This is a genomic window from Pseudomonas sp. IB20, from assembly GCF_009707325.1.
GTDB lineage: Bacteria > Pseudomonadota > Gammaproteobacteria > Pseudomonadales > Pseudomonadaceae > Aquipseudomonas.
The window spans coordinates 1,140,426-1,152,552 of record NZ_CP046103.1 but is presented as its reverse complement, the minus strand read 5'-3'; the positions used below and the strand labels follow the sequence as shown (position 1 = coordinate 1,152,552).

9 protein-coding genes are annotated in these 12,127 nt (G+C 60.5%); 4 read left to right on the top strand and 5 right to left on the bottom strand.

Features of this window, described 5'->3' with window-relative positions:
• Positions 1–18 precede the first annotated feature (18 nt).
• Both GJU48_RS05255 and GJU48_RS05250 read right to left on the bottom strand, forming a co-directional pair.
• Entirely contained in the window at positions 19–579 is a 561-nt protein-coding gene (locus tag GJU48_RS05255; RefSeq protein WP_094950942.1) for a fimbrial protein, read from the bottom strand.
• A 51-nt stretch (positions 580–630) separates the two neighbouring features.
• Positions 631–1,140, bottom strand: coding sequence for a fimbrial protein (locus tag GJU48_RS05250; RefSeq protein ID WP_256589255.1), 510 nt, complete (start codon positions 1,138–1,140; stop codon positions 631–633).
• A 538-nt stretch (positions 1,141–1,678) separates the two neighbouring features.
• On the opposite strand from GJU48_RS05250, the gene GJU48_RS05245 reads away from it, so the two are divergent.
• Both GJU48_RS05245 and GJU48_RS05240 read left to right on the top strand, forming a co-directional pair.
• Complete coding sequence (locus tag GJU48_RS05245) at positions 1,679–2,200, top strand: PadR family transcriptional regulator (protein WP_094950944.1); 522 nt, start codon at positions 1,679–1,681, stop codon at positions 2,198–2,200.
• The gene (locus GJU48_RS05240) at positions 2,197–2,964 is read left to right on the top strand and encodes a siderophore-interacting protein (RefSeq protein ID WP_094950945.1); all 768 of its coding nucleotides are present in this window, start codon (positions 2,197–2,199) and stop codon (positions 2,962–2,964) included. The genes GJU48_RS05245 and GJU48_RS05240 overlap by 4 nt, the downstream gene beginning before the upstream one ends.
• A 598-nt stretch (positions 2,965–3,562) precedes the next feature.
• Here the strand turns inward: GJU48_RS05240 and GJU48_RS05235 are convergent.
• Positions 3,563–4,189: a Pr6Pr family membrane protein gene (locus GJU48_RS05235; RefSeq protein ID WP_094952984.1), complete on the bottom strand. Its 627-nt coding sequence runs from the start codon at positions 4,187–4,189 to the stop codon at positions 3,563–3,565.
• Positions 4,190–4,193: 4 nt separating this feature from the next.
• Positions 4,194–4,427, bottom strand: a complete 234-nt coding sequence (locus GJU48_RS05230) for a VF530 family protein (RefSeq protein WP_048720273.1) — start codon at positions 4,425–4,427, stop codon at positions 4,194–4,196.
• Positions 4,428–4,635: 208 nt separating this feature from the next.
• Here GJU48_RS05230 and GJU48_RS05225 point away from each other — a divergent pair, with 208 nt between their 5' ends.
• A complete protein-coding gene (locus tag GJU48_RS05225; protein WP_094952985.1) occupies positions 4,636–6,654 on the top strand; it encodes a TonB-dependent receptor in 2,019 nt (672 codons plus the stop codon).
• 425 nt (positions 6,655–7,079) lie between these two features.
• Positions 7,080–9,497: a glucose/quinate/shikimate family membrane-bound PQQ-dependent dehydrogenase gene (locus tag GJU48_RS05220; RefSeq protein ID WP_094952987.1), complete on the top strand. Its 2,418-nt coding sequence runs from the start codon at positions 7,080–7,082 to the stop codon at positions 9,495–9,497.
• Positions 9,498–9,673: 176 nt separating this feature from the next.
• On the opposite strand, the gene GJU48_RS05215 is transcribed toward GJU48_RS05220, so the two are convergent.
• Positions 9,674–12,010, bottom strand: coding sequence for a putative bifunctional diguanylate cyclase/phosphodiesterase (locus GJU48_RS05215; protein WP_094952990.1), 2,337 nt, complete (start codon positions 12,008–12,010; stop codon positions 9,674–9,676).
• Between the last annotated feature and the right edge of the window lie 117 nt (positions 12,011–12,127).

The following is a 12,127-nucleotide window of genomic DNA, read 5'->3' as shown; positions in this document are numbered from 1 at the left end:
AAAGCAGTCCATCAATGTTCAAAAGTATTCCAACTTGAACCGCACTGCGGCGCTGTGAGGCCCGGCCGTCAGTGGTGATCCGTTGCCGACCAACCACATCGTGTAGCTAAGCGTCATGTCGCCATCCACCAATGGAACCAACGCCATTGGCACGCCCGGCACACTCTCCTGGCCCAAAGCGTCGGCAATATGCAGCGCCACCCCCTCTGAGTTGCCAAACAGCGCAAAGGATTGCCCGGCTCGGTCCGTCGGTGCGTCAAACGTCACGCGCATATGCTGCCAATCCGGCAGGCTTGCACCGGGGCGCGACGGGTCGGGACGACTCAGTGAGCAATTGACCAAACGCAGCTCGAAGGGATGTACCTCGCCCCTCGCGTTGCGCAACAGCCGGCCGATCGGTTCAGGGGTCATATCGATGGCTTGATCGACACTGGCCAATTCCAGCCCGCAGGCTGAGTCAACGACCTCGCCTCCGAGCGTGACCACACCCTCGCCTTGCGCAGGCGCCTGGGCGAAAGCGCAAGGGCTGAGGAGCAACATCAAGGAAGAGGCAATAGCGAGACTTATGAATGTGTTCACCTTTATCTCCCGCCAAGTTGCCCCCCACCACCGAAGTGGCGGGGGCAAAACTTACTGATAAGCCAAGGTGAAGTTGGTGACTGCGCTGAAACCACCTGGGACGATTGCGCCGGTTGCCGCGCCTTGTACATAGGCACCGAATTCCAACGTGTTATTACCGGTGGAAATGGCCTGCGGGGTGGTCGGTACGCCCAGTTCAATGGCTTTACCGCCATGGCTCATCATGATGCCCACGCCGCCCGCGCCACCCACGGTGCCAATCGCACCCGGAACAGCGCTGGAAGGTGCAGCGGTGAAGGTGGTCGTCACCGTGTTATCGGTGAGGCCAGTCAGGTCGCAGCCTTCAAGTTCGATCAGCACGCGCCGGGCTTCAGACTTGCCGCCCGATTCCAGCTGATGCTTGGCGATCGCACCCAAGTTAACTGTCTGGTCAACAGAGTCAGGCTTGATAGAGCAAGCACCGGAGTGGACCGAACCCAAAAACGTAACCGTTCCATCGGCCGCAAGAGCAACGGAAGTCGAACCCATCAGCAGCCCGATAGACAACAGCGCAGTTTTCATTTTGGTTTTCATTAGCAAGTACTCACACATTGATAAATGTCATAAAAAACCCTGCCGCAATGGTGCGTAGGACTTATTCAGCAAGCGCCGAGCGGTGGTAGTGCCTGATATCAACTCAGCAAACGTTTGGATCACGCTGTGGTGCGTGAAGCGTTTTTCCAACTATTTGTATTGCTAATCAGGACCCGTTCGAGGCGAGGCAAGTTTCTATTTCAAACCAGCGGATGTAAGCCGGGTAATTCGCTGAATGGCGTAGCCGGGTTACATCAAGACACATAGGAAAATTATGGCAATGTGCCAAAACTTTAAAACCAGCTGTAAGAATTGAACTACATGAGGATTAATGAGAATTCTTTAGCGTAAGACCCGTATGTAAGAACAGGATTACATGAACTAAAAAACAATAACATTTACTTGGGCAAAGCAACTAACGAAGCACGAGCATGCATGAGCAGCAGCAGACCGTCTGTCAGGAGCCCTTGCGTAGCTCGTAAGATATATCTTACGTTATATCTAGACACACATAGAGGCGCCTACCATGCGAGACCATCCTCACCAGCGCGACGGTTTTGACCCCCGCGCCGGCCGCGGTCGCGGCCCCCGGGTGTTTGCACCCGGTGATTTGAAACTGCTGCTGCCAGCCCTCATCGCCGAACAGCCGTGCCATGGCTATGACTTGATCCGCCAGATCGAAAGCTTGTTCGACGGCGCCTACACCCCAAGCCCCGGCGTGATCTACCCGACCCTGACCTTTCTGGAAGAGAGCGATTTGATCCAGGGCGACGCCGATGGTGGAAAAAAACGTTACACAATCACCGACGCCGGTCGTCTCTTCTTAAGCGAGCAAGCCGTTGCGCTGGACGGTGTGCGCATGCGCATCGACGTGAGCAAGCGCGCGCTGCGGGGCCAGGACCGCCCACCCGAGATCCACGAAGCGGTGCACAACCTGCGCCACGCCTTGCATTCGCACCACGGGCAATGGAGCCCGGAAGAAATCGTTCGTGTCGCGGCGCTGCTCAACGGCACCGCTCAAGCTATTGCCGACGGGAAAAACCAATGAATACGCAAGCTATCCACCGCGTTACCCACGAAATCAAACGGCGTCGCCTGCACGTGCTGCGGGTGGTCGACATCACCCCGCGCATGCGCCGCATCACCTTGGGCGGGCCGGAACTGGCAGGGTTTATCAGCCTGGGCAGCGACGACCACATCAAGCTGCTGTTCCCGCAGAACGCCGCCGAACAGGCCGCACTGCAAAGCCCGACCTTCAACATCAAGGGCGAGGGCCCGCAACCGGCCATGCGCGACTACACGCCACGGCGCTTCGACCTGAGCCTTGGCGAGTTGGACATCGACTTCGTGCTGCACGGCGATGGCCCTGCCTCAACCTGGGCCGAGCAGGTGCAGGTCGGCCAGCACCTGTACATCGGCGGGCCACGCGGCTCGATGATCGTGCCGGATATTTTTGACAGCTACCTGCTGATCGGCGACGAAACCGCCCTGCCCGCCATTGCGCGGCGCCTGGAAGAATTACCGGCGGGCCGTAAGGTGCTGGCAGTGATTGAAATCGCCAATGCGGCGGAACAGCAATCGCTGAAAAGTGCTGCGGATGTGGAGGTGATCTGGGTGATACGCGGCCAGGGCGACCTGCTCGAGACCGTTCGCACACTGACACTGCCGAGCGGTTCGCTGTACAGCTTCGTGGCGACGGAAACCAAGCTGTCGCGCCAAGTGCGGCGTGTGCTGCTGGACACGCATCAGGTCAATGAAGCGTTCCTCAAGGCCGTGGGTTACTGGCGTGCGGAAGGTAGCGAAGAAGAGTAAAGCCGGACTCAAATCAACTGTGGGAGCCGGGCTTGCCCGCGATGCCGACAACTCGGTTTATCTGTTACACCGAGTTGATGCTATCGCAGGCAAGTGAAGTGCGCCCCAGAAGTTGGACACTCGTCCAACTCCTGTTTGCCTTGCTTTTGCTTCTACCACTCAGGTCGGCTACTAGGCCGCCGTGCTCTTGCTTTTGATCTTGCTTTTGATCTTGATCTTGATCTTAGGCGCCCCGTTAAACCACGCTGGCCGAACGCAGGCACGGTGGAGCGGGTAAACCGGCAGGGATGCCGGTTTAGCCGCGCTGGGCCAGGGATGGCCCAGCGCGGCGACCCGCGGAACCGGGCCGGAGTGCGGGCATGCCGAGCCTTAGCGAGGCACCGAGTGGTGGGGCAAAGACCTTTTGGTTACTTTTGGGGCGTTTGCCAAAAGTGACCCGCTGTAAGAGCCAGCCCTTTCAAGGTCTTAAAATCAAAACGAAGCTTGGCGGACTGAGCCCTGTGGCTTACAGAACCCGGTCCGCGGTAGCCTAACCATTAGCTGTCCAACTTTTGGGGCGCACTTCAAAGCCAGCTCCCACACAAGCTTGCTCCCACATTTAATGTCGGGTTGGCTTCAAGATTTTATCCAGCCCCACCACTGCCAATGCGATCACGATAAACCCCACCAGAATCCCCCCGGCATTCACAAACACTTGTGGATAACCGAGCGTGTCCACGTCAATGAACGGGTACTGATACTGCCCAAGCAAATGCCCACGCAGCAGCACATAGGCGAAATACACCACGGGGTAAATCACCCAGGCGCCGATGTGCTTGAGGCGCAAAAACCCCTTGGGCACGCACCGCCACCAGTACACGACAAACAGCACCGGCATCACGTCATGGAGCAATTCGTCGGCAATAAATTGAAAGCCTTGGGGGCTCCACAAATGCCGCAGCAGCAGGTTGTAGGCCAGGCTCACCACGATGATGCTTGCGGCGATTGCGCTGCTGACCGGGGGCGCCAGGAAAAAGCGTTTTGCCGCTGAATCCCGACTGACCAGCGCATAGCTCAACACCACCACCACCAAGGTGTTGGTCAGCACAGTGAAGAAACTGAAGAAGCTGATCAGCCCGCCCAGCAGGCTGGCGCCTGCGTCCCAGCGCGAATACAGAATCAGGTATTGCTGGATCGCCAACCCCACCCAACCGGCCAGCGCCGACGCCGCGATAAAGCGCTTCATTGGCTCAGTCCAACGGGCGTTTGGTGCGCATCAGCTTGACGTACAGCCCTTCGACTTTCTCCCGCGCCCACGGGGTTTTGCGCAGAAACGTGAGGCTCGACTTGATGCTCGGGTCGCTCTTGAAACAGCGCACATCAATGCGCTCGGCCAGGCCTGCCCATTCGTAATGTTCCACCAGGGTGGTGAGGACGTGCTGCAGGGTCACACCGTGGAGCGGGTCGTTGCTTGTCGCGGTCATGCCGGGCCTTTTGCAAAAAGAGGAAACACAGCCGCGCACCTTAGCCGACGGGGCGTACCGGTGGAAGCACTGCATTAACTGTAGGATGATCATACTCCGCTTCACGGCCAAAAAGAGATGTTATATTGTAACCATACCTATCAAAAGTAACGTGCCCGATACCGTTTTAAGCCTTCTCTTTTCTGCCGTTTTGCCAAGGAATGTACCGATGTCCCTCTCTTCCCTGTGGCGCTTGACCCCGCTCGCTGCCGCTCTGCTGATCTGCTCTGAAGCCCACGCCCTTGAGCTGCAACCCCAAGTCATCACCGGCAACCCGCTGGGCAGCGAACAACTCGCCTCGCCCACCACGGTGCTGGAAGGCGATGACCTGACCCTGCAACAAAAAGGCAGCCTCGGCGAAACCTTGAACAAGCAGCCGGGTGTGTCGTCTTCGTACTTTGGCCCAGGCGCCAGCCGGCCGATCATTCGTGGCCAGGACGGCGACCGCATTCGCATCCTGCGCAACGGCGTGGGCGCGTTGGATGCGTCGTCGCTGTCCTACGACCACGCGGTGCCGTTGGACCCGGTCAACGTCGAGCGCATTGAGATCGTGCGCGGCCCGGCCGCCCTGCTGTACGGCGGCAGCGCCATCGGCGGCGTGGTCAACACCTTCGATAACCGCATCCCCACCGAAGCCATCGAAGGCATCCACGGTGCCGGTGAATTGCGCTACGGCGGCGCCGACACCACCCGCAGCAGCGCGGGCAAACTGGAGGCCGGCAACGGCACCTTCGCCCTGCACCTGGACGCGAATGCGCGGGAATTCAACGACCTGAAAATCCCTGGCCAGGCGCGTAGCCGCCACGCCCCGCCAACCGACGACGGCCCCGGCAAGAACGGCCGTCTGGGCAACAGCGACGGCCGTCAGGACGGCGGCGCAGTCGGCGGTTCCTACACCTGGGACGACGGTTACGCCGGGCTGTCCTACAGCAACTACGACGCCAACTACGGCTCACCCGCCGAGCAGGATGTGCGCATCCGCATGAAGCAGGATCACTACGCCTTTGCGTCCGAGATCCGCAACCTGCAAGGCCCGTTTACCTCGGTGAAACTCGACGCGGGCTACACCGACTACGAACACCGCGAAATCGAAGGCGGCGAAACCGGCACCGTCTTCAAGAACAAAGGTTATGAGGCCCGCGTTGAAGCGCGCCACCAGCCGATCGGCCCGTTTGACGGCGTGGTCGGCGCACAGGTAACCCGTAACGAGTTCTCGGCTCTGGGCGAAGAAGCCTTCGTACCGCAGACCGACACCAACGCCGGTGCGCTGTTTATCCTCGAAGAAATGCAAGCCACCGAACGCCTGAAACTCAGCCTCGGTGGGCGCCTGGAACACACCAACGTCGACCCGAACGCCAAGGGCAACGAACGGTTCGCCGGTGCCGACAAGTCCAATGACTTCACGGCCGGCAGCCTGTCATCGGGCGCGGTCTACACCCTCACGCCGATCTGGTCCCTGGCCGCGACCCTGGGCTACACCGAGCGCGCACCGACCTTCTACGAGCTGTATGCCAACGGTGCCCACGTTGCCACCGGCACCTACGAGCTGGGCGACGCCAACCTGAAGAAAGAAAAAGCCGTGTCCAGCGACCTGGCGCTGCGCTTTGACAATGGCACCCACAAGGGCAGCTTCGGCGTGTTCTACAGCCGCTTCTCCAATTACATCGGTCTGTTGGGCACCGGTCGTACGCTGAACGACGAAGGTGAGCAAGACGCAGGCGGCATCCCTGAGTACACATACTCCGGCGTGCGTGCACGTTTCGCAGGCTTCGAAGCACAAGATCACTGGAAACTCGGCGAAGGTGCCTACGGCAAGTTCGCCCTTGAGCTGTCGGGCGATTACACCCGCGCCACCAACCTCGATACCGGCGAAGCCTTGCCACGCATTGCACCGCTGCGCTTGAACAGCGGCTTGCTGTGGGAACTGGACCGCTGGCAGGCGCGGATCGACGTGGAACACGCGGCGGGCCAAGGGCGTGTGCCGGCTAACGAAAGCGGCACCGATGGCTACACCACCTTGGGCGCGAGCGCGGGTTATCGCTTCAATGTCGGCGGCAGCCAGTGGCTGGCATTCGTCAACGGCGAAAACCTGACCAACCAGACCGTGCGCTATGCCAGCTCGATCCTGCGCGACATCGCCCCGGCACCGGGCAGAAGCGTGCAAGTGGGTCTGCGCACCACCTTCTAAGCCCTTGTGAAAGCGGCTTCCGCTGGCAAGTGCAGTTTGTCGTGGCCCGCGGGGCTGTCGTAAGCGGCTGCGGCATTCCCACGCAGAGCGCAGGAACGATCTGTCGCGCGACGTTCTGTCACTGTTACCAAATCTGAAATGATGCATCTTGCGATTTGTGCTTTCTCTTGGTGCACCAGCCCTTTATCCTTGCGGCAACAAACTGAAACGTTCACTTCCGCGGTCGACCCCATCTTGCTGAAATTCTCTCTCTTCGAAGACAGCGCTGTCTCTTACCAGCCTGCACCCGGGGATAAATCGCCCGCCTGTGGATAACCCTCTTATCCCCAGAAAAACCGAATTAACGCTGAACCAAGCCCGCGCTGAATCGTCATCTACAGTGAAGCACGGGGTTACATAATTCCAACGTCACGGAGAAACACACTATGAGCACTGATGGTGCTTCAAGTCCAAGCCGCCTGCTGCCCAGGCTGCTAGGCGTCTTGCTGCTGATCATGGGGCTGGCCTTGCTGGCCGGCGGCGTCAAGCTGAGCATGCTTGGCGGTTCGCTGTACTACCTGCTGGCCGGTATCGGCATCGCCCTCACCGGCGTCCTGCTGCTGGCTAACCGCCGCGCTGCGCTGGGCTTGTACGCATTGGTGTTGTTCGCCAGTACCGTGTGGGCACTGTGGGAAGTCGGCCTGGATTGGTGGCAGTTGGTGCCGCGCCTGGCGCTGCTGTTTGCCTTGGGCATCGTCCTGCTGCTGCCGTGGTTTCGCCGTCCGTTGCTGCGTGGCCAACCCGCGCCGCTGGGCACTGGCGCCCTGAGCGTCGCCGTGGTGCTCGCCGGTGCTGCCGCCCTGGCCAGCCAATTCACCAACCCGGGTGAAATGGTCAAGACCGGCCAACTGGACCGCGACGCCGTGCCTGGCATGGCCAGCGCTGCGCCGACCCAGGCCGATGGCGACTGGAACTCCTATGGCCGCTCGGCCTTTGGTGATCGCTACTCACCATTGGCGCAGATCACTCCGCAAAACGCCCACACGCTGGTACCAGCGTGGACCTATCGCACCGGCGACATTCCTGGCCCAGGCGACCCCGGTGAAACCACCGCGGAAAACACCCCGCTGAAAGTCAACGGCATGCTCTACGTGTGCACCCCGCACAGCCAGGTGATTGCCCTGGACCCGGACACTGGTAAAGAAATCTGGCGTTTCGACCCGAAGATCAGCAGCGAAGGCGCCGCGAACTTCAAGGGTTGGGCACACATGACCTGCCGTGGCGTGTCGTATCACGATGACGCTGTGTACGCTTCCGAGCAAAGCCCTACCGGCAGCGCCAGCGCTGCTCCGGTTAGCGCTGTATGCCCAAAACGCATTTTCGTACCGACTGCCGACACCCGTCTGATCGCCCTGGACGCCGACACCGGCAAAATGTGCGAAGACTTCGGTGACAAAGGCCAGGTCGACCTGCGTGCCAACATCGGCAGCTTCGCACCCGGCGGTTACTACTCCACCTCGCCACCGGCCGTGACCAAGAACCTGGTCGTGATCGGCGGTCACGTGACCGACAACGTCTCCACCGACGAGCCTAGCGGCGTGATCCGTGCGTTCGACGTGCACACCGGCAAGCTGGTGTGGAACTGGGACAGCGGCAACCCGGACGACACCACCCCGTTGGCCGAAGGCAAAACCTACACCCGCAACTCGCCGAACATGTGGTCCATGTTCAGCGTTGATGAAAAACTCGGCATGCTCTACCTGCCGATGGGCAACCAAATGCCCGACCAATACGGCGGCGACCGTACCGAAGATTCGGAAAAATACAGCGCCGGCCTGACCGCCCTGGACATCGACAGCGGCCACGTGAAGTGGACCTTCCAGTTCACCCATCACGACCTGTGGGACATGGACGTGGGCGGCCAGCCTTCGCTGATCGACATCAAGACCGCTGACGGCGTCAAGCCAGCCGTCATGGCGTCGACCAAGCAAGGCAGCATCTACGTGCTGGATCGCAGCAACGGCAAGCCGGTGGTGCCGATCAACGAAATCCCTGTACCGCAAGGCGCAGTGGCCGGTGATCACACCTCGCCGACTCAACCGAAGTCTGACCTGAACTTCATGCCGCCGCCGTTGAAAGAACGCGACATGTGGGGCGTAACCCCGTTCGACCAGATGCTGTGCCGGATCGATTTCAAATCCATGCGCTACGACGGTCCGTTCACCCCGCCATCGCTGCAAGGCTCGATCGTTTACCCAGGTAACTTCGGTGTGTTCGACTGGGGCGGCATTTCCGTCGACCCGGTTCGCCAGATTGCTTTCGTGAACCCGAGCTACATGGCGTTCAAATCGAAACTGATCCCGGCCGCCGACATTGCCAAGCAAGGCCCACGCGTCAGCGAAACCGAAGGCGTACAGCCGAACAAAGGCGCGCCGTACGGCGTGATCCTCGAAGCACTGCTGTCGCCTCTGGGCCTGCCGTGCCAGGCACCGGCGTGGGGTTATGTGGCCGCGGTCGATTTGACCAACCACCAAACCATCTGGATGCACAAGAACGGCACCGTGCGTGACAGCTCGCCGGTTCCAATCCCGCTGACCATGGGTGTGCCTAGCCTGGGCGGTACGTTCACCACTGCCGGTGGCGTGGCCTTCCTCAGCGGCACCCTCGACCAGTACCTGCGTGCCTATGACGTGAAAAACGGCAAGCAATTGTGGGAAGGCCGCCTGCCTGCAGGCGCGCAAACCACACCGATGACCTACACCGGCAAGGACGGCAAGCAGTACGTGCTGGTCATGGCCGGCGGTCACGGCTCGCTGGGCACCAAGCAGGGTGACTATGTGATGGCGTTCAAACTGCCGGATTAAGTAGAACCGGCGGTAAAACAAAGGCGGCTACCTGATGGGTAGCCGCCTTTTTTTCGCCCTGAAAAAATAAAAACACATTAACGAGCGGGTCACTGGCCCGCAAAAACTGGCAGTTGAAGAAACCCCCGTCGAAAGGCTATGGGCGTTATTGCAAACCCTGGTGGTTTAAACCGCGGTTAAGTCGGTACGCGCTCACGCCGCATCCACATCTCAAACGCCATGGCAGTCAACGGCCGGCTGATCAGGTAACCCTGGGCCGTGTCGCACTTCCACTGTTTGAGCAGCTTCAGGCTGGGCTCAAATTCCACGCCTTCGGCCACCACCTTGAGCCCCAGGTTGTGGCTCATTTCGATGGTCGAACGCACGATCACGCCGTCACCGCTGGCGCTGTCGAGGTTGCGGATGAAGGACTGGTCGATCTTCAATTCCTGCACCGGCAAACGCTGCAATTGCGCCAGGGATGAATAGCCGGTACCGAAGTCATCCACCGACAGGCTGATGCCACAGCCGCGCAGTTGCTCCAGCACGCTGAGGGCCTGCTGCGGGTTGTGCATGATCGCACTTTCGGTGATCTCGAAGATCAACTGCTCAGCCAATACGTTGTATTGCACCAGCAACGCGGTGACGCGAATGGCCAAGTCATCATCGCCCAGGTCGTCCACCGAAATATTCACCGAGAGCTGCATGTGCAAACCACGCTGTGCCCAATCAGCGATTTGCCGGATCGCCTCCTCGATCACCCACAAGGTCAAGCCACCCATGCTGCCGGTGCGCTCGGCCAAGGGAATGAATTCGGTAGGGGACACCTGGCCCAGGGTTGGGTGCTGCCAACGCAGCAAGGCTTCGGCCTGGTGCACATGGCCATGGTTGAGGTCGAGTTTGGGCTGGTAGCACAGGAACAATTCGCCTTCGATGGCGGCGCGGCGCAGGTCGCGGATCAAGGTGATCTGGCGTTGGTGCGCCAGGTCGCGGTCCTGCTGGTAGATCTGCAGATGCCCGGGCAGGCTCGCCGCATCATGCCGGGCGATCGCGGCGCGGCTGATCAGCTCTTCCACCTGCTGGCCGTCGGTGGGGTATGCGGCAATGCCGATGCTGACTTCATGACGCACTTCGTCATGCCCGATGCGCTGGGGTTCGGTGAGCAGCCCATACAAGCGGTCGGCGCGGGCCACGGCACGGTCGATCTCGGTATTTTCCAGCAACAGCAGAAACTCACTGCCAGCAATGCGCGCGGCGGTGTCGCTGGCCAGCAGGCTCATAGACAGGCATCGGCTGGCTTCACGGAGCATTTCCTCTACACCCTGGGGGCCGAAGCCTTCATTGATCACCCGGTAGTTTTCAATCCCCAGGTACAGCAACACCACGGGCCGCCGCGCACTGATCGCACTGCCCAGGCGTTCCATGGCCAGGGCGCGATTGGGCAAGCCGGTGAGCGGGTCATGCAGGGCGTTATGCGCCAGTTGGCGCTCGCGCACGGCAATGCCGCTTTGCATGGCATTGAAGGCGCGGGCGAGCAAACCGAATTCATCGTGGCTGCGCACCCGCACCGGCGTGCGGTAGTCACCGGCGCCAATGCGTTCGGCGGCCTCGACCAAGGCGTTGAGCGGGCGCGATACGCGGCGCGCGAGCAGCAACGCCGCCGCCAGCGACACCAACAGCACCGCCAGGGCGATCCCGAGGAACTGCCGGTCCAGCGGCGCAAAGGACTCCAGCGCATGGTCGAGCGGGCTTTGCAGCAACACGCGTACCTCATCACCATCGCCGGTGTTGGCCAACGGCAGCACCTGGCTGAGCACACGCTGCCCATAAAACACGGATATCTGGGCTTCAGGGTTCAGGTGTGCTTCGCGCAGCGTACTGATGACGGTGGTCTGGTAGGCCTCGGGCTGGGTACTGAACAGCTCGCCCGCGCGGCCGTCCTGCACGCTGAGGAACGACACTTCAAGGTTGCTCATGGAGCGCAGCTCATTGGCGAACAACTTGCCCATGGGGAAACCCATGACCACGCGAGCGATGGGCTCGGGGTCGAGCACTTCATCCTGCACCAGCAAATACGGTTGCCCGTCCAAGGCGACGATGAGCATCTGCTGGCCACTGCGCCGCGCATGGCGCAAAGCCTCCTCATAGGGAAACGACTGGCCGTAGGTCAGTACGGGTAAGGTGCTGACGATCACCTTGCCATCCAGGCTCAACACAAATACCTCACTGGAGTGCAGGCCCGTGCCATGGCGACGCAGCGCCGCCTGAATCGATTCGGTCTTGCCCTCGATCACCGCTTGCTTGAAGGGCCCGTCGACAGTCAGCCAGTCCAACCCGTATTGCAGGCGCCGCCCGCGCAGGTCCAGCAGGCGCTCGAACACTTGGCTGCCGGTCGTGAGTTGCACCTGTGCCTGGTTTTCTACCGCGCGAGTAGTGGCGGCCTTGACCGCAAAATAGGTGGCGGCCATAACCACCAGCAGCAATAGCGCCAACACCCCGGCTATGCGGGTTTGGAAGGTGTGGCGCCACTGCATTGCCGTGCCCTCCGGCAGCGTTCGCCGTTCTTTGCCAATCCGTCCCTTTGTCATACGTGTTCCTGGCGACTGCTGCCCTGGCGTCAAAAAAACATCTATTTTTATTGGATATTTTGT